The sequence below is a fragment of the Paraburkholderia phenazinium genome (assembly GCF_900142845.1).
Taxonomy (GTDB): domain Bacteria; phylum Pseudomonadota; class Gammaproteobacteria; order Burkholderiales; family Burkholderiaceae; genus Paraburkholderia; species Paraburkholderia phenazinium_A.
Genome location: NZ_FSRU01000001.1, coordinates 2,706,831 through 2,732,190, shown reverse-complemented (window position 1 = coordinate 2,732,190; position 25,360 = coordinate 2,706,831). Strand labels below are relative to the sequence as shown.

At 63.1% G+C, this 25,360-nt stretch carries 19 protein-coding genes; 8 read left to right on the top strand and 11 right to left on the bottom strand.

What is annotated here, in order from left to right:
* Window positions 1-96: 96 nt before the first annotated feature.
* From BUS12_RS11880 to BUS12_RS11870, 3 genes are all read right to left on the bottom strand, one after another.
* Window positions 97-1,887: an FAD-dependent oxidoreductase gene (locus BUS12_RS11880; RefSeq protein WP_074295877.1), complete on the bottom strand. Its 1,791-nt coding sequence runs from the start codon at window positions 1,885-1,887 to the stop codon at window positions 97-99.
* 119 nt (window positions 1,888-2,006) lie between these two features.
* Window positions 2,007-2,501 carry a GNAT family N-acetyltransferase gene (locus tag BUS12_RS11875; protein WP_074295876.1) on the bottom strand — a complete coding sequence of 165 codons (495 nt, stop codon included), beginning with the start codon at window positions 2,499-2,501 and terminating at the stop codon, window positions 2,007-2,009.
* Window positions 2,502-2,563: 62 nt separating this feature from the next.
* Window positions 2,564-2,926: a winged helix-turn-helix transcriptional regulator gene (locus tag BUS12_RS11870; RefSeq protein WP_074295875.1), complete on the bottom strand. Its 363-nt coding sequence runs from the start codon at window positions 2,924-2,926 to the stop codon at window positions 2,564-2,566.
* Window positions 2,927-3,062: 136 nt separating this feature from the next.
* On the opposite strand from BUS12_RS11870, the gene BUS12_RS11865 reads away from it, so the two are divergent.
* The 4 genes from BUS12_RS11865 (at window position 3,063) to BUS12_RS11850 (ending at window position 6,238) form a co-directional block, all read left to right on the top strand.
* A complete protein-coding gene (locus BUS12_RS11865; protein WP_074295874.1) occupies window positions 3,063-3,698 on the top strand; it encodes a glutathione S-transferase C-terminal domain-containing protein in 636 nt (211 codons plus the stop codon).
* Window positions 3,699-3,872: 174 nt separating this feature from the next.
* Window positions 3,873-4,619 carry an SDR family oxidoreductase gene (locus BUS12_RS11860; protein WP_074295873.1) on the top strand — a complete coding sequence of 249 codons (747 nt, stop codon included), beginning with the start codon at window positions 3,873-3,875 and terminating at the stop codon, window positions 4,617-4,619.
* A 153-nt stretch (window positions 4,620-4,772) separates the two neighbouring features.
* Window positions 4,773-5,627: a DJ-1/PfpI family protein gene (locus BUS12_RS11855; RefSeq protein ID WP_074295872.1), complete on the top strand. Its 855-nt coding sequence runs from the start codon at window positions 4,773-4,775 to the stop codon at window positions 5,625-5,627.
* A gap of 128 nt (window positions 5,628-5,755) precedes the next feature.
* Window positions 5,756-6,238 carry a YybH family protein gene (locus BUS12_RS11850; RefSeq protein WP_074295871.1) on the top strand — a complete coding sequence of 161 codons (483 nt, stop codon included), beginning with the start codon at window positions 5,756-5,758 and terminating at the stop codon, window positions 6,236-6,238.
* Between the two features lie 100 nt (window positions 6,239-6,338).
* Here BUS12_RS11850 and BUS12_RS11845 read toward each other — a convergent pair whose 3' ends face one another.
* From BUS12_RS11845 to BUS12_RS11830, 4 genes are all read right to left on the bottom strand, one after another.
* A complete protein-coding gene (locus tag BUS12_RS11845) occupies window positions 6,339-7,286 on the bottom strand; it encodes a GlxA family transcriptional regulator (protein WP_074295870.1) in 948 nt (315 codons plus the stop codon).
* Between the two features lie 200 nt (window positions 7,287-7,486).
* Complete coding sequence (locus BUS12_RS11840; protein ID WP_143788307.1) at window positions 7,487-8,593, bottom strand: alpha/beta hydrolase; 1,107 nt, start codon at window positions 8,591-8,593, stop codon at window positions 7,487-7,489.
* A gap of 187 nt (window positions 8,594-8,780) precedes the next feature.
* Window positions 8,781-9,716 (bottom strand): DUF72 domain-containing protein, encoded by a 936-nt coding sequence (locus BUS12_RS11835; RefSeq protein ID WP_074295869.1) that lies wholly within the window; start codon window positions 9,714-9,716, stop codon window positions 8,781-8,783.
* Window positions 9,717-9,771: 55 nt separating this feature from the next.
* Entirely contained in the window at window positions 9,772-12,270 is a 2,499-nt protein-coding gene (locus tag BUS12_RS11830; RefSeq protein ID WP_074295868.1) for a hybrid sensor histidine kinase/response regulator, read from the bottom strand.
* A gap of 407 nt (window positions 12,271-12,677) precedes the next feature.
* On the opposite strand from BUS12_RS11830, the gene BUS12_RS11825 reads away from it, so the two are divergent.
* Window positions 12,678-13,907, top strand: a complete 1,230-nt coding sequence (locus BUS12_RS11825; RefSeq protein WP_074295867.1) for a DUF2252 domain-containing protein — start codon at window positions 12,678-12,680, stop codon at window positions 13,905-13,907.
* 215 nt (window positions 13,908-14,122) lie between these two features.
* On the top strand, window positions 14,123-14,923 hold the full coding sequence (locus BUS12_RS11820; RefSeq protein WP_074295866.1) for a YkgJ family cysteine cluster protein: 801 nt from the start codon (window positions 14,123-14,125) through the stop codon (window positions 14,921-14,923).
* A gap of 299 nt (window positions 14,924-15,222) precedes the next feature.
* Here the strand turns inward: BUS12_RS11820 and BUS12_RS11815 are convergent, their stop codons facing one another.
* Window positions 15,223-15,516: a hypothetical protein gene (locus tag BUS12_RS11815; protein ID WP_074295865.1), complete on the bottom strand. Its 294-nt coding sequence runs from the start codon at window positions 15,514-15,516 to the stop codon at window positions 15,223-15,225.
* Between the two features lie 447 nt (window positions 15,517-15,963).
* Between BUS12_RS11815 and BUS12_RS11810 the strand changes: the two genes are divergently transcribed.
* Together BUS12_RS11810 and BUS12_RS11805 are read left to right on the top strand one after the other, a co-directional pair.
* On the top strand, window positions 15,964-16,242 hold the full coding sequence (locus BUS12_RS11810; RefSeq protein ID WP_074297395.1) for a type II toxin-antitoxin system RelE/ParE family toxin: 279 nt from the start codon (window positions 15,964-15,966) through the stop codon (window positions 16,240-16,242).
* Between the two features lie 64 nt (window positions 16,243-16,306).
* Complete coding sequence (locus BUS12_RS11805; protein WP_074295864.1) at window positions 16,307-16,615, top strand: HigA family addiction module antitoxin; 309 nt, start codon at window positions 16,307-16,309, stop codon at window positions 16,613-16,615.
* Window positions 16,616-16,817: 202 nt separating this feature from the next.
* Here the strand turns inward: BUS12_RS11805 and BUS12_RS11800 are convergent, their stop codons facing one another.
* The 3 genes from BUS12_RS11800 to bcsB are packed head-to-tail and all read right to left on the bottom strand — an operon-like array spanning window position 16,818 to window position 25,358.
* Complete coding sequence (locus tag BUS12_RS11800; protein WP_074295863.1) at window positions 16,818-21,659, bottom strand: cellulose biosynthesis protein BcsC; 4,842 nt, start codon at window positions 21,657-21,659, stop codon at window positions 16,818-16,820.
* Window positions 21,650-22,843 (bottom strand): cellulose synthase complex periplasmic endoglucanase BcsZ, encoded by a 1,194-nt coding sequence (gene bcsZ / locus BUS12_RS11795; protein WP_074295862.1) that lies wholly within the window; start codon window positions 22,841-22,843, stop codon window positions 21,650-21,652. Before bcsZ ends, BUS12_RS11800 begins: the two co-directional genes overlap by 10 nt.
* Before the next feature lies 1 nt (window position 22,844).
* Window positions 22,845-25,358: a cellulose biosynthesis cyclic di-GMP-binding regulatory protein BcsB gene (bcsB, locus tag BUS12_RS11790; RefSeq protein ID WP_074295861.1), complete on the bottom strand. Its 2,514-nt coding sequence runs from the start codon at window positions 25,356-25,358 to the stop codon at window positions 22,845-22,847.
* Window positions 25,359-25,360: the final 2 nt, after the last annotated feature.

The window sequence follows — 25,360 nt, the reverse complement described above, 5'->3', positions numbered from 1 at the left end:
GGCGCCAATGTGACAAAGGGCACCTGCGGCACTAGTCTACGCGCGAAACGAACTGCGTCCGATTCTTCGCAGCCCAATTGCGTAACACGGAAACGATTACGACCGCACGGGCGTGAAGCCGTCGGGACTCCAGTCCTCGCTGCCGACGCCATGATGGACGAAAAAGAAGCCCGCCGGGTCGTAGCGGTCTTTGATCGCTTTCAGCCGCGCATAATGAGGCCCCCAGAACGCCTCGCGCCAATCTCCGCGAAAAAAGTCGGTCTCCGAAATATAGGCGCCGCTTTGTGGCGACAACGCTTTGAGAACAGCCGCAGCCTTGGCGACACCCTCGGCATTGCGATGTGCCTGTGCCATGTCAGGTGGAGCGATCGGCAGACCCGCAAACGGCGGCGGGCCGCCTGCAGCCGTAATCATCAGGGCGAAGGCGTCGGCGACGCTCGGATTCATGGCGCACTGACGCGCTTGTTCGTTCACCTCCGGTGGTGCGCCTGCGAGTCCTTTGTTGAGATGCAACTCCACGGCCTGAAATTGAGCGGCCTCCATGAGCGCCTCGGCAAGCCGACCGCGTTGGGCAGGTGCGAGCAGCGTGGCGGGCAGCCATTGCGACTCGTAGCCGTGCAGAAATAGCGAGACCTCATCGCCATCGCCGCGCCACCAGCCATGGTTGCTGGGGGCTTCAGGGCGCGGGTCGGGCACCAGTCCCGGGTTGGCCTCGATATCCCACCAGCGGCGTGCCGGGCTGGCGCCGATGTGAGGTGCTTCGCTGAAGGTGAAGTCCGCCGGCACGGCGCGCACCCAGGCGATGAAGGGTGCCCAGGCCGATTTAGCCTGTTCGTTGCTCAGCCCCTGACACGCCATCGCCACGCGAATTCCGTCGCTTTGAAAAACAAGCTTCTCGCCCCATTGGGGGCTGAAAAGGTGTTCGGCATAGTAATCGACGAGCTGTTCGACCAGTCGCCGGTAAGCGTCGCGTGATGACGCCTTGACCTCGAACAGCGCCCAGCCGAAGTTCTCGGGCAGGTCGTGGGTCTGCAAGGTGATCCTGGTCACCACGCCAAACGTGCCGCCACCTCCGCCTTTCAGCGCCCAGAAAAGATCGGGCTCCTGCGATGCGTTGACCGTGCGGACCACGCCGTCGGCGGTGACGATCTCGGCCTGGAGCAGGCTCGCGGCCGCCAGTCCGTAGCGCTTCGAGAACGATCCGAAACCGCCGCCCTGGACGAGGCCGGCTACGCCCACGCTCGTACAGCCGCCGCCCTGGACGTATCGTCCCACCTGGGTGGTGACGGCGGTGTAGACATCGATCCACATGCAACCTGCTTCTACGGTCACAGCCGGCGTCGGGGGTGTCGTGCAGCCTGATGGAACGAAAGCGTCATGCAGCTCGATACGGTTCATCGCACGGGTCCAGATCAGAAGAGAATCCACCGCGTTCGAACCGCCAAGGTAACTGTGGCCGCCGCCTTTCACGACCATGCGCAAATTGTGTTGACGGACGAAATTGACGCCCGCAACCACGTCTGCGGTAGAACGGGCCGCCACTGCGTAGGCGCTCGCGTTGGGCGTCCATGCGTCGAGCCAGCCGGAAACCTGGGTGCCGCCGGGATCGTCGCCGAGAGCGATCGGGTTGCGCGCTTCCTTGAGGCGGGCGAGGCAGGTGGGCGAGCGGGGCGCTTCCGCGCAGGCCTGCCAGATCGTCGTGGGTTGCAACAGATTTCCGCCCACCGCTCGACTCAGCGACTCCCATTCATTCGCTTTCGGCCAGGCGGGATCGCTGGGCCGCACGCGGCCCGCTTTAGACACGGCGGAAGGCGTATCGGCGAAGGTCGAGGTGGTGGCAAGGACGGGCAGCGCGGCAACTCCTTTTAGAAGGCTTCGTCTGTTCATGACATCTCTTCTCCTCGCCTCGTCAGGGGTGAAGCGCTTAGGGGACAATTCTTCTGAATTCTAAAGCGATGCCGGGTAACCCGGTCGAACGAATGGCCGCGGCAAGAGGCCAAAGCAGGTTAGTCAGCCGATTTCTCGTAGAGTGACCAGACATAGCCGTCGGACTTCAGCCCTACGCGGATAAAGCCAAGCGACTCGTAGTAGGCGCATAGCTTCGCGTTCTGGACGGCACAGTCGAGTCGAACAAAACGCCGGTTCAAGCCGCTTACCCTGTTAGCGCACCAGTCAAGCATGAAGCGGCCGAGTCCACGTCCGTTAAAGCCTTCCCGCACGCACAGCCCATGCACATAACCGGCGATCGGTTCCTGAGGTCCCCAGTGCTTTTCGTCGTCGAGATCGAGTGAAAATGTTCCGACCGGCGTGCCATCCAGTTCAACGACATACACTTCTTTTTCGGCGACATTGTTTCGCACCCATCGCTCGGAAAATCCGTCGCCTTCCTTGCCCCACGCATAATCGCCATGAACCACTTTCTTCGCATGCGCATCGTTGCGGATCTGTGTAAGAACCGGTACGTCCTCTGCCGTTGCTCTGCGGATGTTTTTCGAGGCCATCGCTCATCTCTCCGTTGAAGCGTTTCCGTGAAGAACAAGCCGTTCTTCTCTGTTCTTGATTCCTATGCGTCCTCGACAGCGTCGAGCTCTGAGCTTTCAGGTTCCAGCTCAGGGCGGGACTTAAGCCAAAGTCCAAAATCACGCATCACCTCGACGACAGGCCTTAGCCGCTGACCATCCTCGGTGAGCTGGTACTCGACTCTTACCGGCACTTCAGCGAACACAGTCCGTTGGACCAGACCAACCTGTTCGAGTGCTCGCAAGTCAAGCGTCAACATGCGCTGCGATATTCCCGGAACATCCCTGCGCAGATCGTTAAACCGCTTCGGCCCGTCCAGCAGATACGACACCAGCAGCAGACGCCAGCGACCACCCAGCAAGCGCATTGCCTCTTCGACGGAACATCCTGTCGCACTTCTTTTCATGGCTTTTCCGCATGGGTATATTTTTTGTACCTATATCACAAAATTCTGCCTTCTTCTCTTTTTATCCTTGCTGGGAGATATTCGTTTCTGCGCCATAAAAATGGCGGCATACGTTTTCGATCATAAGGAAAAATGCATGAAGCTATATCACGCACCCGGTAGTTGTTCACAAGCGATTTGCATCGTCTTGCAGGAGACCGGATTGAATGTGGAAATCGTCAAGGTCGATGCCCGCAAGCATTTGCTGGAGGACAAGACCAGTTATTACGACCTTTCCGAACTGGGCTACGTACCGCTCCTGCAACTGGACGACGGTACGCTTCTGCATGAAGGACCGGTCATTGCGCAGTATCTTGCCGATCAACGTCCTGAATTGGGATTGGTACCCGCTTACGGCACGATGGAACGCTACAGGTTGCTCGAATGGCTCAATTTTCTGACTTCTGAAGTGCATAAAGGCTTTATCCCGCTGCTCTATGCCGTGGCAGCGGGCAAGTGGGTCGATACCGCCGGGCCAAAGCTTGAAAGCAGGTACGCGTGGATTGATCAACAGCTAGCCGGCAAGCGGTTTCTCCTCGGCGACACGTTCACGATCGCCGACGCCTATCTGTTCGCACTAACGGGCTGGGGTAGGGCCGCATGGATGAAGTCCGTATACAACGCGAACATTGACTTCAGTTCGCACCGTCACCTGCAAGCGTGGTACGAACGTGTCAGGGATAGGCCAACGGTCCAGCGCGTTCTAGGCGCGGACGGATTGCGAGGCAATTGAATTCGGCCATTAGCCTGAGATAGGGTGACGTTTTTTGAGGGTTATAAGACCTTTGCGCCATTTGCTTCAGGTTCCATAATTTGCCCAGGAAATCAGGCCGGGACACGCGCGCAAACATGACTGCGCGTTGAACTTTCGGCTTGATCAATCACGAAGCAGAGAAAGGAACAGAAGATGAGGCTTAAGAACAAGTCAGCTTTGATCACGGGCGGCACCAGTGGCATCGGTCTCGCGACTGCCAGGCTCTTCATTGCAGAAGGCGCCCGGGTAGCGGTGACGGGTCGCGATGTTGCCGCATTTGAGCGAGTGAAGGCCGAGCTCGGGGAGAACGCGCTGGTTCTCAAGGGCGATGTACGTTCGACCGCGGACATGCAGAGGATCGCCGCTGAGGTGAAAGAGCAGTTCGGCGGTCTGGATGTCGTGTTTGCCAACGCGGGTCGAGCTTTCCCGTCCGCACTTAACGACATCGACGAAGATCTCTATCACGAGATTATGGACATCAACGTCAAGGGCGTGGTGGTCACGCTTCAGGCCGTGCTGCCTGACTTGCGCGAGGGCTCTTCTGTCATTCTCAATACATCGTTCGTCGCGCAGACCGGCAAGCATGGCATCTCGTTGACAGCGGCGGCGAAGGCCGCCGTACGATCGCTGGCCCGCAGTTGGTCCTACGAGTTTCTCGACCGAAAAATCCGCTTCAACGCAATCGCGCCCGGTGCGATGGACACGCCCCTGATCACCAAGTGGGGGATGTCCGATGAGTGGGTTCGCGACCGGAAGGCCGAGTTCGCCCAAGCGATTCCGGTGGGCTACATGGGCCAGGCCGAGGACATTGCTTACGCGGCGCTGTATCTCGCCAGCGACGAATCCTCCTACGTCGTTGGCACCGAACTTGTCGTCGACGGCGGTGCCTCGCAACTTTGAGGCTTCGGCTTCCTGTTCGGGAAGCCTCGACATTGTCCCGGTTCAGCCACATCCCAATCACACCGCCGCCACGCTTTTCGACGTGGTGGTTCTTCAGTCTGGCCCGACCTGGCTGCGCGTGCAGAGAGGGCCGAATCACAAGGAGAACTTATCTTGACCAACGATAGCGAAAATAATCGCTCCGGCGAGCGACCGATCAGCGGGGGCTATTCCCGCCGCGAGGCGCTTAAGCTCGGAGGCCTCGCCACGCTCGGCACCCTCCTGGGAGGCGGAGCCCTGCTTGGCCGCGCCACTCCCGCTCTCGCGCAGGCGTCCAGTGCGGGGACGCTTTCCCCGGCCAATCCGCTCGACATCGTTATCGCGGTATATCCCGGCGGAACACTTCTCGATTTTGCCGGCCCCAGTGAGGTCTTTCACCAGCTACCGAATACGAACATTCGCTATGCGAGCCTCAATGGTGGTTTCGTGACCCTCGAATATGGCGTCGAGTATGGCAAGACGGAACGACTGGCCGATATCGACAAGGCCGGCCTGATCCTGGTTCCGGGCGGGTCTGATTTGACGGCGCCGATGCAGCCGGAGTATCAGGCGCAGATCCGGCGTCTGGCTGACAGCGCCAAATATGTGACGTCGGTTTGCAACGGATCACTCGTACTCGCGGCGACAGGCGTTCTCAAGGGTAAGCGAAGCGCCTGCCATTGGGCCTTCATCAATAAGTTGTCCGAATATGGTGCCATTCCTGTTCCGGATCGCTTCGTAGAAGACGACAACGGCCGGTTCATGAGCGGCGGCGGCATTACGGCGGGCATCGACTTCGCGCTTCGCGTTGCCGGGAAGCTGCGCGGTCAACAGGCCGCCGAATTCGCACAACTCGTGATCGAATATGATCCTGCCCCGCCGTACCATTCCGGTCATCCCAGAGATGCGCGGCCAGAAGTCATTGCGATGGTCGACAAGGAACTGCCGGGCGCATCCAAGGGTCTCGCACGAGTGCCAGGCGTTCGCTGAAACGCTTGCAGGCAATGTGCGCGAGGCCACTCCGTTGGCCTCGATGAAGGCCGCACCGACATTGTCTGCCCCGCCCGCCGAATTCGGTGCGGCACGCTCCAGTTCAAACCACGATCGGAAATCATTCAATGCGACAGACTCGTCTTTGTGCTGCTGCCCTTGCAGCCAGCCTTACTCTTTTCGCTTTTGCGGCACCTGCAACTGCAAGTGGCGTTCAGCGTCCGCCCGAAGCGGCAATCAAAGCCGAAAACGCACGATGGGCGGAAGCCTTCGCGCGAGGTGATTATGACGCGATAGGTCGCCTCTATACGGAAGATGGTGCGCTTTTACCGCCCGGTGGCGACCGGGTTACCGGACCTGGCGCGATCGCCCAATACTTCACCAAAGGTTATTCCGGATCGCAGCCTGACACCGTATCCTTTAGCAATTACGAGTTCTACGGTAACGATCGGATCGTGACTGAAGTCTCGGATGCCGATATCCGCGATCATGGTGGAAAGCTCAAATATCGCGGTAAGCAGATCCTCATCTTCCTGAAGCAGGGCGGCGCCTGGAAGTTGCATCGCGATATCTGGAATGATTACGCGCCCTTAAAATCTGACGGCGGTTGAGCGTCCGGCGAAATAGATCGTCATGTACCGAAGCGCCTATGGGTCAATGAGCGGTCAGACGGACGCCGGCCAGGCGGTGGGCCAAGCGGCCGTCGATCGATCAGCGCCCACTGCTTAGCCGGCTTTCGCGCCGGATCGATTGGGGCGGATGTCCGTGCAGTTTGACGAAAGCCCTCCGCATCCGCTCCGGATCGGTGAATCCCACAGCCAGAGCAATCTGTTCGATCGGTTCGCTGCCATCCTGCAGGCGCAGACGCGCAGCTTCAACCCGTAAGCGCTCGACCGCCTTAGCCGGCGTTTCACCCGTTTCCCGGCGAAACGCTCGCCCGAATTGTCGCAGACTGAGTCTCGCGGCATCGGCGAGTCGCTCGACAGGTAGCGCTTCAGCCAGATGTTCTCTGGCAAAATTCAGAGCGATGCGAATACGATCCGACTCCGGTTCCATTTGCGACATAGCGGAGAATTGGGACTGACCTCCAGGCCGGCGATACGGAACGACCAGATACCTGGCGACAGCGCGCGCAATGTCCACGCCCATATCTCTTTCGATCATGGCGAGCGCCAGGTCTATTCCGGCGGCGATGCCAGCCGACGTCCAGATACGACCGTCCGCTATGTAGATACTATCGCCCTCGACCCTGGTGCGAGGGAAGCGCGACTGCAATTGCGCAGCGTACCGCCAGTGCGTCGTTGCTCTCAGGCCGTCCAGCAAGCCGGTTTCCGCAAGCAAAAACGCCCCTGTACACACGCTTGCCACCCGTGAGGCTCTGGAGATCAATTTCCTGGCAGCGGCGATGTTCTCCGGTGTCTGCATCGGTTCGATATCGCCGCCCACGAATATGACGGTGTCAAACGTGCGCCTGCCGATCGGCTTTGTCTCGATCGGCAGGCCCGCATTGCCGGGAACCGGCCCTCCGGGCTGCGAGATGACATGAAGATCATATGGAGTATGGCCAGCGGCTGTGGTCACCTGATTAAAAGCCGAAAGTGGCCCGGCAAGATCAAGCGCATCGTGGCCGTGACAAACGAAAAATCCAATTCGACGCATGGCGAAGTAGCTGACTGGAAATCCTCGAAGTGGCTTATTTTATAGAAAACCCTTAAATAACGCCATCTGGGGTTTTCTGGTTTGGTGTGGGCAGTGGCAGATCGCCGCCGAACCGCTTCACACCTCGCAGCCGAACATCGGCTGCCTGACGCCGCCGTCCCGGAACGACCCAAAGTCAACACGCCCGTCTGCACAAGCAGTCATTCCGATGCCGAATCGCAACCCGGCTTATCGAACAACGCGGCCAGCCCGCAGACCGACGAGTACATCCGGTAGCTGGAATGCCCAATCCCACGGGCATCGAAAACGCGCTGGTTCGTGTGCGGGTCGAGTATGTGCACGTAGGCATCGAAGGCCCGGCCACGGGCATAACGTGTCGCACCTTGCGCTTCGGCCGCGCATGACCGGTCCTGGCCGTCTCCGTCCGGGGCGTTGTCTGCGGTCCCAAGGAGATAGATGATGTCCCGTCGCAGGTAACGCGCTTTCAATTCATTGATCGAATCCGGGCGCGGTGGATAGGCTGGGATGCCAGCTTCCAGACCGTAATTCCATTGATTGAATGCGCGGCACGAGGCTGCGTTGAAAGGCGCGAAGTCTCCGTTGGAATCGGGTCGCTCGTCGGTCAAATAAAGGTATGTCGCAGGATTGGCGACAACATACCTGACATGGATCGGGGCGTCTCCAAGACCCGCTTCTCCTCGGCCAAGAACCGCGTAGTCCTGAACAAATTGTCCCCCGGCTGAATGTCCGGCAAGCACGATAGTCGTGAGGTTTGGAAATATCGTGCGATTCGCCAACCGGCGGAAAATCTCATCGACGATCTGAAACGAGCTGATTGCTGCCGCGTCCTGAGATGGCTTGCCTTCCTTCCAGTCATCTTCACCCCATCTGAGCATGTTGTCCGTCAGGTTGTGCGCGGCGACATCTCGCGCCGTCAAGAATTGAGGCGTGACGATGACCGTTCCGCGCGCTGCTGCTCCCGCCACTTCCGCAGCGTGTTCCCCCGAGCGAAGATCCCGGCGCGGCCAGCCAGGGATGACGACAACCGCACGGGTAACATCGTCTTGTGGCTGAGACCAGTCTCGCGATACCGCAATGGGCATTTCAAAGTCGCCTGACCGGGTGGAAATGACCAGCCGTCCTTTTTGCACGATCGGTACAGGGGTGTTCACGAGCTCGCGTTCGGTCATGACCTTGATGCCCGAAACGGGCGAAACAGACTTGAGATTCCCGGCCGAGGCAATTGACGCCGATGCCGCAACTAGCAAGACCGGTAGAGAGCATGCGATACGGTGAAACCGGGACACGTGGGATATCCTTTGGAGCGTTGTCGGCAGGCTGTGAATTCTCGATAGCGCCAGTGATATGTACGCCTGCATATCAGGAACGTGGGGCGCGCCCGTCCCGTTGACTTCGACGTTTGCGAGAAATGTAACGCACGCTTACTGCGTCAGTCGATTGCCGGGGATCTACGAGTTCACGTCGAACGGCAGCTCATGGCCGGGCGTCGCCGGGTGCGTGGGGGCTCGCCCCCAGCATGCCCATCATGCTCAACGCATTGCGCTGTCCTTGATCCTCGAAGCAGTTATTGAAGATCACATGCGTCTTCGCGGCGCGCGTCGCGATGCCGCGAATCGAACCCGCGAGTTCGCCGAGTTCGGCGTCGCTGTAGTCGTAGTTGAAGCGGTCCGCTGCCGAGGCGCCGGCGCCCGGGTTCCATGACGCGGTGTTGCGGCCATGCAGGCGCACCATCGCGAGTTGCGGATTCGTCGCCTCCCACACGGTATGAACGCGGTTCGTCACGTCGGGCGGTGCATCGACGATCACATGCACCAGTTGCCGCTCGCGCAGAAACGCGAGGGTCGACGGCGCGTGATGCTCGTCGAGCCAGGACTGATTGCGAAACTCGACGGCCACCGTATAGCCCGTCATGCGCGCCGCGCATTCGTCGACATGGGCGAGATCCTCCGGTGCGCGGGTGATCCACGGTGCGAACTGGAACAGCACGGCGCCGAGGTGCTGCGTGCGCCGCAAAGGCTCGAGCGCTTCGAGGTAGCGCCGCCATAACTCGTCGCGGATTTCCACGGGGAGATCGCGGTAGTAGAGGTTTTTCTTGCGCGTGGTGGAAGGGGAACTGCCCAATGCCATCACGATGTCCTTCGGCAACACATCAGGCGAAGTCTGGTGCCCCGTGAACAGCCGGAACGACTTGAAATTGAACGTAAAGCCGTCGGGGGTGCGCTCGGCCCATAGCTGGGCATTCGACTCCGACGGCATTGCGTAGTAGGCGGAGTCGACCTCGACGAGCGGGAACTGCGATGCATAGAAACGCAGTCGCGCTTCCGCGGTGCTGCAGCCGCGCGGATAGAAACGCTTGCAGGCGATCAGCGTTTTGTCGGTCCATCCGGCGGTGCCGCACTGAATGTTCATCGTCGCCTCCGTCGTTCGCTTCTGATCTTGCAGCGCAAGTGCGCCCCCGGGCCGGCTAGGTGGGTTCGATATGCCCGCCCCAGTCCGCGAGTTCGCGGCGCAGCGCCGCGATGTCGAACGGCTTGGGCAGCAGTCGGACGCCCGGTATGGCCTCGCCGATATTCGCCTGCTCGCCATAGCCCGACATCAGCAGAATACGCAGATCCGGCTGCGCATGCCGCAGTGCGCGCGCGAGTGCGTCGCCGGACAGGCCCGGCAAGGTGACGTCGCTCAGCAGGATATCGTAACGATGCGCGGGCGCCAGTTCGAGCGCTTCCTCCGCGCTTGCCACCGCAGTGCATTGCAGTCCGAACGCCGCGAGCAGTTCGCCCATGGCTTCGCGCGACGGCGAGTCGTCCTCTACCAGCAACACGCGTGCGGGCACCTTGGCCGGCGCCGCCGCCAGCGCAGCGCGATGCGCGTTCAGCACGCCACGTACCTTGCGCGCGAGATCGTCGCGACGATAGGGCTTGCTCAGCAGCGTGACACCGGGATCGAGCTTGCCGTGATGGAAGATCTCATCGCGCGTATAGCCGGAAGTGAAGAGCACCGGAACCGCAGGCAAACGCAATGCCGCACGCCGCGCCAGCTCGACGCTCTTGACGCTGCCGGGCATGACGACGTCGGTGAACACCAGATCGAGGGGGACGTCGCTGTCGATGAACTCGAGCGCCGCGTCGCCATCCGCTGCGGTCAACACCTTGTAGCCGAGCTGCGCCAGCATTTCGACGGCGGTCAGCCGAACCTCCGCGTCGTCTTCGACCACGAGGACCGTCTCGCGTCCGCCGACCGTCGTCTCGCTCTGATCGGCGAACTCGCTGGTCTCCGCTTCGTGGCTGCGCGGGAAATAAAGCCGCACTATCGTGCCCTCGCCAACCACACTGTCGATCAGCGTATGACCGCCGCTCTGTTTGACAAAGCCGAACACCATGCTCAGGCCGAGGCCCGTGCCGTGACCGTTGGGCTTGGTGGTGAAAAACGGCTCGACGGCTCGCTCCAGCACTTCGGCCGGCATGCCGACACCGGTATCGGCGATCGAAAATACCAGGTACTCCCCAGCAGGGATATCGGCGTGGCGGGTGACGACGAGGTTCTCGGCGCAAACCGTGAGCGTGCCTTCGCCGCGCATGGCATCGCGGCCGTTGATCGCCAGATTCAGCAACGCGTTTTCGAGCTGGTTGCGATCGGCGAGGACGTTCCAGAGATCGGCGCCCAGCACCGTTTCGACGCGGATGGTTTCGCCCAGTGCGTGATGCAGCATCTCGCTCATGCCGCTGAGCAGCCGCCGCGGATTCAACACGGCGGGCGAGAGCGGCTGGCGCCGCGCGAAGGCGAGCAGGTGGGCGGCGAGTTGTGCGCCGCGTTTGACGGCCTGGCTGGCCGCGGCGATTCTGCGCTGCGTGGCGGGGTGGTCGTCGGCATCGGCGGCGAGCATCTGCAGGTTGCCGTTGATCACCTGCAGCACGTTGTTGAAGTCGTGCGCGACGCCGCCGGTCAGGCTGCCGATCGCTTCCATCTTCTGCGCCTGGCGCAGTTGCTCTTCGGCGAGCGCGCGTGCCGCTACAGCGTCGGTGACGCGTTGCTCGAGGGTTTCCGTGAGTTGGCGCAGCGCCTGCTCGGCGATCTTGCGTTCGTGAATGTCGATCAGCACGCCCGGAAAGCGATAGGGCGCGCCGCGGTCGTCGAATTCGCATTGGCCGTTTGCCTGCACCCAGATGTATTCGCCGTCCGGACGGCGGATGCGATATTCGGCCCGGTACGGCTTGCCGGTCTGCGTGGCCTCGCGCGTGAGACGACGCGCCTCGCCGAGATCGTCGGGATGAATCGCCGCGCCGGTCGCGCTGCGTGGGATGCCTCGCACGGCCTGCCCGGCGGCAACGCCGAAGGTGCGGGCGAAGCGCTCGTCGCCGGTGAGCGTGTCGGCTCTGACGTCCAGCACCCAGGTGCCGAGTACGGTGCCCGTGTTGAGCGCCAGTTGCAGACGTTCGTCGGTTTCGCGCAGCGCGGTCTCGGCGCGTTGCCGCGAGCGTTCCGTGAGGACGCGCCCGGTCGTTTCCACGACGACGGCGATCACGCCGGCCGGTGCGCCGCTGTCGTCGGCCACGGGGCTGTAGTGCAGATCCATCCACACGTCTTCGGGCTGGCCGTTGCGCAGCAGCACGAGCTCCTTGTCGCGGTACGACAGCGTGCCGCCGGCCAGACAGGTGTCCATGACGTTCCGGTTGAACGAGGCAACCTCCGGCCAGCCCATTTCGACAGGACTACCCAGCAGGTAGGGATGCCGGCCGCCGGCGAACACCGCATAGGCGTCGTTGTAGACCATGTACCCCTGGCTGCCCCACAGCATCACGAGAGGCAGGGGCGAACCGAGTACGAATTGCACGGCGGCAATCAGACTTTGCTGCCATCTGTCGATGGGGCCCAGTTCGGTCGCGCTCCAGTCGAACGCCCGGATGCGTTCGGCCATTTCCCCTTTCCAGCCGGGGCACCCATGGTCTTCTGCCGTGAATGGCATGGTTTTGCTCCGCCGTTGTCACTTCGATGAGCGCGTTCGGGCCAGCCGGTCTTGCGTCACGCACAAGCCGGGCAGGGCAGAGACACGCGCGGGGTAGGTGCGTGGCAAGCCACGGCAAACGCTCGGGGACGGCAAATGATTGTAGGTCACAACCACCGCCTGGTAACGCGCCAGGCGTTGCGGTGGGGGTTTGCACGGATGAAGAGGCGAGTCTTGTGGCACAGGGTGGTCACTCCAGCGGGACGGTCATGAGGCGATGACAGCCTGCCGGTAGCAATCTGCGTTCCCGGACGGCCAATCCACAGGCACACGCGCAGCTGCGCGAGCGCGGCAGGTTGTTTGTGGCTTCAGGCTGTGGCATGGTGGTCGGCTAACGATCAGACGATAGTCTTCTGGACCTCTCCACCATGCCGAAGAAAAACGCCAGTCGTACTGGACTTCCCAAACCGGGCGAGCGGCTGGATCTGCTGACCGCGCGCCGCAACGCCAGGATGGCGCGCTCGGCGCATGCTTATGTGCGCGGCAACACCGCCAAGTTTTACGAATGGCTCGACGGCATGGAGAGTCACACGCTGCCGGAAGGGCCCGCGGTATGGATCTGCGGCGACTGCCATGCCGGCAACATCGGGCCGATGGCGAATGCGCAAGGCCGCGTGGAAATCCAGATTCGCGATCTGGATCAGACGGTGATCGGCAATCCAGCGCACGATCTGATCCGGTTGGGCCTTTCGCTTGCCACCGCCGCGCGCGGCTCGGATCTGCCGGGCGTCACCACGGTTCGCATGATGGAGGCGTTGGCGGACGGCTACGAACGGGCCTTCGACGACACCTCGGATCACACCGACATTCAGGCCGAGAAGCCCGAAGCGGTGCGCGTCGTCATGAAGGAGGCTTTGCGGCGCTCCTGGCAGCACCTGGCCGAAGAACGCATCGAGGATATCGAGCCGCACATTCCGCTTGGCAAGCGCTTCTGGCCGTTGTCGAAAAGCGAACGCAGGGAAATCGACGCGCTGTTCGAGAAGCGCACGGTGGCGCGTCTCGCGACCGAGTTGCGTTCGGAGGACGAAGCGGCCAAGGTCGCCGTGCTCGATGCAGCGTATTGGGTGAAGGGCTGCAGCTCGCTGGGACGCTTGCGCTACGCAGTGCTGCTCGACGTCGACGGTGCGGCGCTGGACGGCGACGACCTGTGCCTGATCGACATCAAGGAAGCGGCGCAGGCGGCCGCGCCGCGCTACGCGGGCGTGCGCATGCCGCGCGACAACGCGCAGCGGGTGGTGGAGGGCGCGCGTCATCTCGCGCCGTTTCTCGGCGACCGGATGCGTGCGGCGCGGCTTGCCGAACGGTCGGTGGTGATTCGCGAACTGCTGCCGCAAGACATGAAGCTGACCATCGAGCAACTGACGCGCGACGAAGCGATGAAGGCGGCGCGTTTCCTGGCGCTCGTGGTGGGCAAAGCGCATGCGCGCCAGATGGACGATATCGAGCGCAAGGCCTGGCTCGGCGAGCTGCGGCGCAGCCGCAGCAAGACGATCGACGCGCCGCCGTGGCTCTGGAAGAGTATCGTCGAGCTGGTGAGCGGCCATGAGGCGGGCTACCTCGAACATTGCCGGCGTTACTCGCTCGATGCCGGCGCGTGATAGAGTGCGGCCGGCCTGCCGCCGGCAGGAGACCGTGGGTCGACCTCCGTAAAAAAAGTTCTCATAGCTGTAAGAACAGGCGCTTTGAACCGACTAATCCCGACTGCTTGTGCGCGGCACAACTGTTGGGCGTGTCCGACGGGGGTGCCAGGCACGAAGCTGGGTGCTGGACAATCCACTGCGTCGCGCGGTGCAAGGCTGACTTGAGTATGAGTATGGATATCGATTTTGGCTGCACGATGTGCGGCAATTGCTGCCACGATCTGCGTTTGCCGTTGACGGTTGCAGAAGCACTCGCCTGGCTTGGTCGTGGTAACGAGGTGCAGATTCTCTGCGAGGCCTTGCCCTGGCCTGAGGAACCCGCTGCGGACAATCTGCAGGCGGCACATAAACGCCGCCGTTCGTTTGCGGCGATGAGCGGCAGTTTGCCCACTCGGATCGTGGTGATCCTGACGGGGGCGTTTGCCGGAGCGTGTCCGAATCTGCAAGCGGACATGCGCTGTCGTATCTACGAGGAGCGGCCTTTCGTCTGCCGTATCTATCCGGCCGAAATCAATCCGTTTATCCAGCTGGAGCCTGCCAATAAGGGCTGTCCGCCGGAGGCATGGACCCCTGGGCTCGCGCCGCTGATGCGGGCCGGGCAACTGGTGGATGCGACGACCGTGGATCTGATCGCGCGGTCGCGTGCCGCCGATGCGGCGGATGTGCCAGTCAAGCAGCGGCTGTGTGCGTTGCTTGGTATTGATGTGGCTGCGTTGGCGAATGAAGGATTCGTTGTGCATTCGCCGTCGCGCGAGGCGTTGCTGGCGGCGCTGCGGGAGGTGAGTGCGGTGGGTTCCGGCGATGTACTGGCTGAGGAGAGGTCGCCGTCTGCTGCGGCACCTGTCTGGCGTTTTGTTTCAAACCGCCGGGCGACGGTGGATGCACTCGTGTCGGTGGGGGCGCTTGGCGATTGCGTCGATGGTGGGGGTGAGGCGGCGTTTGAATATCTTGGGTTCTTTCCGGCTGTGGGTTAGTTTTGGTCGGGCAAGCTGCACGGCGTGGGGACGCACGATGATTTTCGTTCTACGTCAGGGACTTGGGAGGCGTACAGCTAGGTTGTCCACAGCGTTGTGAACAGTTTCTGTGGACAAGTTAGTTTTGTCAGGCGCCAGTTCCGCAAAATCTGTCCCGTTCGAATTCAACAGCGCAACAGTTGGCACGCGGCCTCCGGTTGGTTGTTGAGACTGTCATCCGGGCATGGAGCGCGTGACGGGCGATCACATCAGGGGCATGACCATTCCGGCGCTCGAGCACAAGGGCTTAGGACTATCTGCTACTCGTCGCGTCCAGGTTCGGGGCAAGCCGCCATATCCGGCTTGTTGAACTCTAACAACTCAGCGAGTTTCTTTTCCAGACTTCCATAAACCGACCCACGCAACGGGGTGCGTCCCGTTGCCTGCTTGATCCCGGCGGAGGAGAGAAAGAGCGTCGGGCTTACGTCATCTTCCCAGCGGGGAATGACGGGTGACCTGCCAATACTTCGGTTGCAGTTAATCCTTCGTCGTTCGAGGAGCGCCTCAACAACGTCTTTGACGAAATGTTCGTCGGCCTGGCTGAATGGCCCCATAACGCTTTCCGGTTTCTAAAACGGGCGAGTATGGAGTCGTTTTCCGGCATGCATCTTGAAATCACGAGTACCGTTTGTGCGGAGGCTGCCATGCCTGACTCAACGGACAGCGCGCGAATCGGTGCTAGAGGAGGTGTGATGTAAAGTATTGTTGCTGTCCGATTTATAGATGGCACTACTAACAAGTATGTGATCAAATTACCTGTCGATCCATGAACATGGACAGGCAGGAACAGAGGCTGCGACCTCGCCATGGTTGACCTGAAAAGCAGTGGGCCGACCCTGTTTGCCGTTGGCGGATAGCACTCGGTTTGCGTCCGCCTAACTTAAAAATTTCCCCCAAGTCCTGTTGTACACCCGTCGTCCCATAGGCTGACATCAGATCTGGAAATCTTGTAGCACGTCGTGCTACATGCTACAATTTTTAGCGTGGTGGTAGAAGTAGGCATGATCAAGTCGTTCAGGCACAAGGGTGTACAGAGGTTTTACGAGACCGGGTCAAAAGCAGGTATCCAGGCAGCTCACGCAGCGAAGCTCAACCGTCAGCTGACGGTGCTCGATATTGCGAAGACCCCGGACGACATCAAGAGGTTCGGATGGAACCTCCATCCCCTGGCGGGTACCCAGACGGGTCGCTGGTCGATATGGGTCAGCGGAAACTGGAGACTGACGTTCGAGTTTGAAGGTATTGACGTGATCCTGGTTGACTACCAGGACTACCACTGATGAAGCCCAACTTCGATCGTGTTGGGAAACCATTCGCTTGATGCATTTATCTGATAATAGAGTTATGTCCAAGATGTTTAATCCAGCGCACCCTGGTGCGCTCCTGCGCGAAGATATTCTGCCTTCGCTGCATCTCAGTGTCACGGAGGCGGCGGCGCAGCTTGGCGTCGCCCGCACCACTTTTTCCCGTCTGCTGAACGAGCGGATTGGCGTATCGCCCGAGATGGCCTTGCGGCTGGAGGCGTGGCTGGGTGTCGAGAACGGTAACAACGCGGATTTCTGGCTGGCGCTGCAGACAGCGCATGACCTGTGGCACGCACGCAAGCATGCTCCGAAGAAGGTCAAGCCTGTGGTTGCTGGTGTGGCTGCATAGGCAGTTAGCCACGAACCACGGGGTATGCGACGGCGTTTCTGGCGGGGACTAGCGGACCAAAAACCAGCGGTAACTTCGTGGCCTGAGCAACGCGTTGCCGATGCTCGACGCGGCAAACAGGAGCCGAAGCTCAACCGCCACCTCCGCACACGCATGCCCAAAACACACGTGTGCGATCCAAAACGCTCTACCGCCTCTCCCCCTAATTCGACAACGACACATACGGCGACGTCAACGGCGCCGGCGGGAACGGCTGCAGCCCGCTCTGCTTGGTAAAGCTATACCGCACATAAACGGCAGCCAGCCATTCCCGATACTGATATGCGTTGCCGAGCGAAGCGGTCGCGCCCACTGCGAGTTGCGGCGCCAGTTGATACTCACCCACCGCGCTAAACGAGTACGCAATGCCGGTCTTGCTCTGGCTTGGGTAGATCGCGTTGCTGTCGAGCGTGGTCGTGGTGATGCTGTTCATGTTGTCAGCCGCTGCCGTCTGGGCGCTCGTGCTCGTCGGAAAATACGGCGAGGAGTTCAGCCGGTAATGCTGCACGCCGATCGACCCCTTGAGATCGTAGGTGAACTCTCCGTTGCGGCCCATGTATTCAACAGGCAGGTTCAGGATCACATACTGCTGCGGACTGAAGTAGCCGCCCTGGCCATACGTGAAGTAGGACAGGTTTTTGTCGTAGCGCATCAGCGTCGTGTTGACGCCGATCGTCAAGGTCTGGTCAGCGTCCTTATAGACGCGCGTGTAGACGCCGCCGCCGCCTTTACCCGCGTAGTTGCTCTCGACGTTGCTGCCTTCGAGATACTGGAACGATCCGTTCACGTACAGGCCGCTCGTGCCATCGTCCCAGGAGAGACTGCCCAGCGCCCCGCTCGACGTGACACCGCCCCACTGAAGATTCTGGCCCGAATCCTTGGCGCCGGCGTAGGAGAGCAGGCTATCGGTGACCGCACGCCGTGCCACGGCGAGTGTGTAGGACACCTTGTCGGTGATGCCGCCGTCATACTCCAGGCCGCCGACGATGTTCTCGACCGGAAAGCCGATCGGCGTGGTGCCTACGTCGGCCTTGAAGCTGCGGGTTTCATAGCCGACTGACAAACCGACGCCACTGGCGGTTTGCGAGCCGAACCTGTTCGTCGCGCTGGTCACGGGCGTCGAAGCGGTGGTGTCGCCCGGCGTATACGGCGCGAGCCCCGAGCCGAAGCGCGCGAGGGTCGAGAGCTGGCTGCTCGCGGTGCCCGCATCGAGCGTCACCGGTGTGGCCGTGACGACGACGTGGCCGTTGCCGGCCTGGATGCGTCCCTGGACCGGCGCTTCGATATCGGTCAACTGCGACAGACCGTCTTCGCCTGCGCGATTGCGGAACACAATGCCGCCGGACACGGTACTTGTCTGCTCGCGATTGACCTGCGCCAGTTCTTCCGCGACACCGAGCGTCTGCGCGTTGGCGACGTTGGCCGGCGCGGGTGCATAGCTGCCGTTGCTGTTGCCGGCCGGTGCGGTTTGCGTCGCGGGCACGGGCGGGTAGTAGGGCTGCGCGTAGCCTGCCGGCGGTTGCGGAATGTACGGTTGTTGCGGCGGGTAGTAGCCTTGATTGCCGTAGTTCTGCTGGGCATACGCTTGCTGACCGTATGCCGGTTGCCCGTACGCCTGCTGCTGCGGAGGATACGGCTGCGGCGCATAGGCCTGCTGCTGCGGGTAAGGCTGCTGCCCGTACCCCTGCTGTTGCGGATACGGTTGCTGACCATAGTACGGCTGCTGCGCATAGCCTTGTTGCTGCCCATACGGTGCCTGCGCGTACGCCTGCCCCGCGCCGTTCGCCGTGCGCGTGGCAGTCTGGTTGCGGGCCGTCGTCTGCTTCTTGCCGGTCTTGCGCTGATTACCTGGCAGTGCTGGATAGCTACCCTGCTGCGGCGCCGCTTGCGCATACGCATTGGCTTGCGCCTCACGCGCAGCCGGCGACATTGGCCACGGCGTCGACACATACGGCGCTGGTGCCCCGTAGGGCGCCCCTGCTTGCGGATAGGGCGCGTTGTAAGGCTGCGGATAAGCTTGCTGATAAGGCTGCGGCTGAACCGGCGCCTGCCCCTGGCCGGGATACGGCTGCAACGGCGCGGCAGCAGGGACACCGGTCTGGCTCGATCCATAGTTGTCCGGACCATAGCCGCCCGCGCCGTTGCTGGAACTCGGCATGCCGGAAGGATTGGCTGGCGCGACAGAGGGCTGCACGTACGGCGCCGTATAGGGCGCCACATACGGCGACGGCTGTTGGGGCGGCGGATAGGTCGGCACGGTCTGCGTCGGAAAGGATGACTGCGAGTACGGGGACGCTGCGGGCGCGGCAGAGGGCATCGTTACGGTGGCGCTGAACCCGCCGTTGATGCGGGGCGCGACGCCAGCGCCGGTGGCGTCGGCTGGTACATCGATAGCGGTTTTTCCCTCGAACGGATTGGTGCCGGGCAGCGGCGTCGCGCCGATCCTGCGCATCGCCACTTCCCAGCCGCGCGGCACATTGCTGGCCGAACCGGCGCGCGGGCCGCCGCTCGTCACCGGCGTATTGGCGGCGATCAGCGAGCGCTGCAGATACTCCGACGCGAGCGTGAGCTTGCCTTCGGCGCGGTACATGCGGCCCACGGCGGCGAGCACGGCGGGATCGTCCGGCGCTGTATTGAGCGCCTGAGTGGCAAGCGATTCGGCATAACGGAAGTCCTTCGCCCCGGTCGCAGCAGGGATGGCCGCGAGCATCAGGCTCAGGTCGTCGGGACGGCGCGTGAGCGCCACGCGGTAACTGGCGAGCGCGTTGCGGTCGTCGCCTGCGGACGAATAGAGGCGCCCAAGCGCGGCCTGCAGATCGGCATTGTCGGGCATCGCGGCGAGCCACGGCGCGATCACATCGTAGGCGCTCGCGAGGTCGCCGCGCTGGCGCACGGCGTCGCACTGCCGCACCACGATGGCCAGATTCAGATTGCCGAAATCGGTACGCTGCTCCGGAGTCAGTTGCGTCGCGGCAAGCTGCCGCATCACCGTGCCCAGTTCGGCATCCTGATGACTGGCGAGCAGGATGCCGGCATATTGCAGCAGCAGATCCGTATTGCCGGGCGCGGCGTTCATTGCGCTGCGCACGAGCCACAGCGCGCGGCCCGGGTCGCCCGCCTGCTGGTAAGCCGACGCCACCACGCCGATCAGTTCCGGGTTGCCGGCTGCCACCGGCTCCGTGGCCGAGAGCGTGGCGAACGCCTGCTGGGTCTGCCCGCTTTTCGCCATCTGGATAGCGAGGCTAGCCTGCTGATGTACCCATAGGCGGTGCTGCAAGGTGGCCATCGCGTCGGTGCGCTGGGCGGCCGGAATGCGGTCCAGTTGCGCGAGCCCGGCCGACCAGTCCTGGGTTTCCGCCGACAACAACGCGCTCGCATAGAGCGCATCGGTCATATCGGGGTGGGCCGCCAGCAAGCCGTCCATCATGCTGCGCGCGTTGCCGACAGCGCCCTGGCGCACATAGATGCGCGCAAGGTCGAGGCGCAGCCACGGATCGTCAGGATTGCTGAGCAGTGCATCTTCGAACAGGCTGCGCGCCGCACCCAGATCGCCGCGCGCCTCCGCGGCGCGCGCCTGGGCGGCCTGCGCTTCGCCGCGCAGGCGGTCGATGCCGCCCGCTTTCGACTGCTGTTCGGCGTTGAGCTGATTGGCAAACTGCAGCGCTTCGTCGCCGCGTCCCTGGGCAGCCAGCGCGCCGACCAGGCCGCGAATCGCGTCGGGATTGTCGGCCTGGCGGCGTAGCGCCATCCGGTAGGCCTGTTCCGCGCCAACCGGGTCGCCGTTGTTCAGCAGCATCTCGCCGAGCAGCACCTGCGCGGTGACGTCGGACGGATTGATGGCAATCGCGCGCTCGAACAGCGACTTGGCCTTGGCGAATTCGCCGTTGCTGCGCGCGCCGATGGCGTCGCTCGTATAGGTCCAGTAAGTCGCGCTCAACAGCGCGTCTTTCCAGCGCGCCGGATTGGCGCCGCGCGAGGCACGCTCCAGGTAGTCGCGGGCTTCGGAGAAATGCTCCTGCTTGAGCGCGGCGATGCCCATGCCGCCAAGCGCGTCGCCGTCGTTCGGGCTCGAGGTCAGTACCGAGGAGAACTTCGCGCGTGCCGTGGCGAGATCGCCGCGGTCGAGCGCCGCAAAGCCGTCGGCGATCGTGCGGCCGCGTGCATCGACGGCAGCATTTTGCTGGGCCCGTTCGCGGGCGGCGGCGTCCTGCTGCACCATCGAATCGGAGCGCGCCTTGACCGCCGCATCGTCAGGCACGAGCTGCAGGTAGCTCTGATAGAGCGGGGCGTCGGAGGCTCGGGCATCGAGCCACAGCAGCGCCTGCCGCCAGCTCTTGCGCGCGGCGGCGCCCACTGCGCTGTCGCCCGAGAGCTTCGCGAGCTGGGCAATGCCCTCGCGGCGCGTCACGTCGCGATAGGTCAGGTGCTGGGCGTAAGCGAGTGCATAGCGCGGGTCGTCCGGATTCTGCTGCGCGAGTTGCTGCAGACCGCGCCGTGCCTGGTCCCAACCCTGCGGTGTAGCGGCGAGTGCCTGGTAGTACTCAAGTTGCAGTTCGGGCGTGGCGGGCTTGCCTTCGAGCGCACGCTGATACTGCTGCACCGCGCTCGCGCTCTGGCCGCTTTGCTGCAGGCGCCGCGCGTCGTTGACGGTCTGGTCGCGCAGGCTGCTTTCGCCGAGGCGCCGCCCGAGTTCGTCGATGTTCGGATAGCTCGGCGCGACTTCCCGCAGGCGCGCCAGATACTGTTGCGCGCCGCTGCCGTCCTTGCGGTCGGCGAGCACCATACCCATGCCGAACAATGCATCGGGCTGCTTCGGATCGATGCGCAACACCTTCTGCCAGGCCTGCTCGGCGAGGTCGCCACGGTGATGGGTTTGCCAGTACTTGCCCTGGTCGATCAGCACGTTGAGCGGATCGGACGACGCCTGGGCAAAGACGGCGGTGGGCAGCGTCGCGATCGAGACGCTAACGAGGCTCAGCGCCAGCGCGAGGGCGCTCAATCGCATGTGTTTCTCCAGCTCGGCACAAGCCGCCCGGCATCGTCGAAGCGATAGCGGCCGTCGATGAATCCGGTGCCGAACAAGCCCAGCACACGATCGTAATAGACAGGCTCGTGGCCCGCGACGGGGTTGTCGAGCGACGCCAGATGCGTACGCGCAAGCCCCAGGTCGCGCTCGTCGCCGAGCGTCTTGAAGTAAGGCGCGAGCGCGCCCCAGTAGCTGAGCGGCCCTTCGCCGCTCACGACGCCGGTGGTCGCCGCGACCTTCTCGGGCGGAAAGCCCGCCTCGGTCACCTGGAGGCGCATGCCGCCGAGCGCCGCGAGCCAGGGTTTGGCCAACGGATCGCCAGGCGCGGCCATGCCGGCCCACAGGTACGCGCGGATGGCGTCGTAGCTGCCGGTGTCGCCGGTTTTCGGATCGACCACGAACTGGCCGGCCCGCCACGCGGCCCAGTCGGGCACGAAGCCGCGCGGCGCGGTGGTTTTGACGAGCTGATAGGCGTTGTCGGCCAGTTTGCTCCACGGGCCGCCGGGCTGCGCCTTGGCCAGCGCGCGCAGCACCGGCAGCGGCAGATAGCTGGGATTCAGGCGCGTCACGTCGCCGGTCTGAAAGCCCTGTGGACCGGGCAGCAGCATCGGTCCGAGACCCGACAGGCTGACCACTTCCTTGCTGGCGATCTGTTTGGCGAGCGCTTCGCCGAGCGTCGTGTAATGGCTGTCGTTCCAGAGGTGTCCTGCCTGCAGTAGATCGTAGGCGATCCACAGGTCGGAGTCCGATGCGGAATTCGGATCGAGCACGCCATACGAGCCATCCGGTTTTTTGCCCCATTGCCACGAAGGCAGACGCACATCGTTCGCATCGAACTGGTTGCCGGCGAGGTTGGTGCGGGTCCAGTCGAGCAGGCGGTCGAACGTGGCGCGATCGTTCGCGACCAGCGCGAAGAACATGCCGTACGACTGGCCTTCGGAGGTGGTCTGCTGGGTGGGCGTCGAATAGTCGATCACGCGCCCGTCGGCCTGCACGAAACGTTGCACGAAGGTCCGGTAAGCGGGCCAGTCGCATTGAGCCGCGCTCGCAGCCGCAGCGGTGGAGGCTGTAGCGGCCGCAGCGGCATCCGGCACGACGCAGGTCACAGACGTAAGCAGGCCCAAGGCAAGCGCAACGGGTGCCGTGGTTAGTTTGGCCGGCATCTCAATCCCTCAGGCGGCGCGCGGCGATCGAACGCAGCGCACGGTAAAACAGCGCTGCGATGATCAGCGCGGCGAAGATGCCGCCCAGCAGCAGCAGGAGCGGATGCGACGACAGGGCCCAGCGCAGGTACTCCTGCGGCGACAGATGGCCGATGTAGTACGCGGTGCCGTTCGAGGTAATCGTGACGCTGCGGCCATGGATCACGGCCATCGCACCTTGGATCTGCGGCAGCACGTCGGCGTCGAGCAGGGCCGAGCTCAGGTCGGCATCCGACTGGCCGGCGGCGCTGACGAACGCCACGGCGCTGCGCTCTTTCTGCAGCGGCGATTCGAAGCCGGTCAACAGCGCCGCGCCGTTCGAACTGACGAGCGACAGGTCGGCGCGCGCCGGTGCGCGTTCGACGCCGCGTTCGCCGTGCCACCAGTCTTCCAGCTTGAAGACGATGTCCGACAGTTCGAACGTGCGCGAGTCGCCGTCGCTCGAGAACGGCATCGATTTGGCCCAGCGCTGCAACAGCGGCTGACGGCCGGGGGCGCCGAAAATCATCAGGTCCTTGTTGGCGAGCTGGTCGACCTGGTCGGCGGTGGTCACGGTCACGCCGGTGGCGGGATAACCGGTCGAGGCGCCCATGCGGCCCATCTCGAGCAGGTACAGGCTGTAGTCGCTCGAATCCGCGTCGTTCGGCAGGACCACGGCGGTCTCGGAGAGGTCCGCCATCCGCGTGAACGGGAAGCCGCTATTGGCGAACGCCGCCAGATCGGGCAAGGCCATGTAGTGCGGGAACGACGACAGATCGATGGTCGAATTCGGATCGATCGAGCCGACCACGTTCTCGAGCAGGCGGCCGTGGCATTCGCCGGTGTCCGGAATGTCGTAATAGAAGTGCAGGCGCAACTGCGCCCGCGGCGTCAGCAGCAGCGGCGGGATGTGGACGGTGCGGCGGGCATCGGCGGTTTTATCCGGCAGGATGGTGCTGAAATAACGGCCGAGGTCGAACATCGAGGCGGGCTTGGCCGGAATCGGCAGCGACTGGACGAAGCCGTCGTTGATGCTGATGTTCAGCGACGAGCGGTCCGGCTTCGGTCGCACGGTGTAGCGATAGCGCAGGTCGATCGGCGCACCGCTGGTGTGCCACATGAACAGGTCGGGCGGCACGCGCAGATTGACGCGCACGGCGTCGGCATCGTAGCCGGAGACGGTGAGATCGCGCGCCTCGGCCAGTTCGCCAAAGCGCACGGGGCGGTTAGTGGGCAGCCAGTTCGGCGCGTCGTACGGCGCGCGCGGGGCCAGCTCGTTCAGTTGCGTGATCGTCGCGCTTTCGCCGGAGAGCACGCTCTGGCCGACGCCGAGTGCTTTCGCCGCAGTCTTCAGTTCGGCTTCGTTACGCCCGAGCACCAGCAGCAGTTTGCCGCGCGCCGGCGCTTGCCGGTCCACCACCGCAATGGTCGGTCCGGAGATGGCGGGAATCGCCACGCCGGCCGGCCGCTGATCCGCGGTGGCAAACACCACGGCATTGCCCGACAGCGGCGCTTCGTCGAGCTGGGCGGGGAACAGCGCGCCGCGATAGCCGGCCAGCGCGCCGAACCACGACGCCACAATGCCGGCCGCTTCCAGCGTTTCCGAACCCGGTTTGGATGGGAGTACGAACGGTAGTTCGAGGCGCCGCACGTCGCGGCGATCGAAGAACGGCTGCGGCAGTGCGGCCAGATCCGGCTTGCTGGTCAGCGACGCGTAGGTCAGATCGAGCGAGCTCGCATTGCTGACGGTGGCCCATAACGACGAATTGGCCGGGTCTTCGCATTGCTGCGTGTAGTGGCCGATCAACTGCACGTTCAGGTGATTGAATTCGGTGATGAAGCGCGGATCGATCGAGACATCGCGCGCCACCAGCATGCCGGCCTGTTCGTGCGGCACCGGTAGCGTGGCCGCGACTTCGCCGTTGACCAGCACCTTCAGCTGCGAGATGGCCGGCAGCAGGGCGGGCGAGTAGCTATAGATCAGATGCAGGACCGCACCGGTCACCACTTCGTCGTTGCGTACCGAGAAGGCGATGCCGTTCTGGCCGTCGGTGCCGCGCAACTGCAGCGGATCGAGCGCGCCGAAATCGGCGAAAGTCAGCGTCTGGCGGCGGCCGCCCGGCACCAGGGTGCCGGGTTCGGCGGTGGTCGGCGTCTTGATGCCGAGCGCTTTCACCGACGAGGCGGCGAGCGCCGGGGTCGGCGTCGCGAGCACAGGTTGGACGATCGCGTTGGGATCGAACGGTACGGCGGCGCTCGGCGCCGGCACGTTGCCCACGCCGGTGGCGTCCGGCGTACCCGGCGGCGCGGCGACGCGCGCCGAACTGGCGACGAGCCCGGCCGCCGATGCCAGCGGCGCCGCGAAGGCGGTCTGCAATGCCAGCCAGCAGGCGAGTCCGCGAACGAGGCGGCGCGAACGCAAGCGCGTTGCCCATCCTGTCATGCCGCGCCCGCTTTGCAAGTGTTGAGTCGTTGTCCGCGCAATCCCTTTACCCATAA

What these genes read in the sequence shown, in the direction of transcription:
- BUS12_RS11880 (WP_074295877.1), bottom strand. Translation starts at nt 1,887, where the DNA reads ATGAACAGACGAAGCCTTCTAAAAGGAGTTGCCGCGCTGCCCGTCCTT.
- BUS12_RS11875 (WP_074295876.1), bottom strand. Translation starts at nt 2,501, where the DNA reads ATGGCCTCGAAAAACATCCGCAGAGCAACGGCAGAGGACGTACCGGTT.
- BUS12_RS11870 (WP_074295875.1), bottom strand. Translation starts at nt 2,926, where the DNA reads ATGAAAAGAAGTGCGACAGGATGTTCCGTCGAAGAGGCAATGCGCTTG.
- BUS12_RS11865 (WP_074295874.1), top strand. Translation starts at nt 3,063, where the DNA reads ATGAAGCTATATCACGCACCCGGTAGTTGTTCACAAGCGATTTGCATC.
- BUS12_RS11860 (WP_074295873.1), top strand. Translation starts at nt 3,873, where the DNA reads ATGAGGCTTAAGAACAAGTCAGCTTTGATCACGGGCGGCACCAGTGGC.
- BUS12_RS11850 (WP_074295871.1), top strand. Translation starts at nt 5,756, where the DNA reads ATGCGACAGACTCGTCTTTGTGCTGCTGCCCTTGCAGCCAGCCTTACT.
- BUS12_RS11845 (WP_074295870.1), bottom strand. Translation starts at nt 7,286, where the DNA reads ATGCGTCGAATTGGATTTTTCGTTTGTCACGGCCACGATGCGCTTGAT.
- BUS12_RS11835 (WP_074295869.1), bottom strand. Translation starts at nt 9,716, where the DNA reads ATGAACATTCAGTGCGGCACCGCCGGATGGACCGACAAAACGCTGATC.
- BUS12_RS11830 (WP_074295868.1), bottom strand. Translation starts at nt 12,270, where the DNA reads ATGCCATTCACGGCAGAAGACCATGGGTGCCCCGGCTGGAAAGGGGAA.
- BUS12_RS11825 (WP_074295867.1), top strand. Translation starts at nt 12,678, where the DNA reads ATGCCGAAGAAAAACGCCAGTCGTACTGGACTTCCCAAACCGGGCGAG.
- BUS12_RS11820 (WP_074295866.1), top strand. Translation starts at nt 14,123, where the DNA reads ATGGATATCGATTTTGGCTGCACGATGTGCGGCAATTGCTGCCACGAT.
- BUS12_RS11815 (WP_074295865.1), bottom strand. Translation starts at nt 15,516, where the DNA reads ATGGGGCCATTCAGCCAGGCCGACGAACATTTCGTCAAAGACGTTGTT.
- BUS12_RS11810 (WP_074297395.1), top strand. Translation starts at nt 15,964, where the DNA reads ATGATCAAGTCGTTCAGGCACAAGGGTGTACAGAGGTTTTACGAGACC.
- BUS12_RS11805 (WP_074295864.1), top strand. Translation starts at nt 16,307, where the DNA reads ATGTCCAAGATGTTTAATCCAGCGCACCCTGGTGCGCTCCTGCGCGAA.
- BUS12_RS11800 (WP_074295863.1), bottom strand. Translation starts at nt 21,659, where the DNA reads ATGCGATTGAGCGCCCTCGCGCTGGCGCTGAGCCTCGTTAGCGTCTCG.
- bcsZ (WP_074295862.1), bottom strand. Translation starts at nt 22,843, where the DNA reads ATGCCGGCCAAACTAACCACGGCACCCGTTGCGCTTGCCTTGGGCCTG.
- bcsB (WP_074295861.1), bottom strand. Translation starts at nt 25,358, where the DNA reads ATGGGTAAAGGGATTGCGCGGACAACGACTCAACACTTGCAAAGCGGG.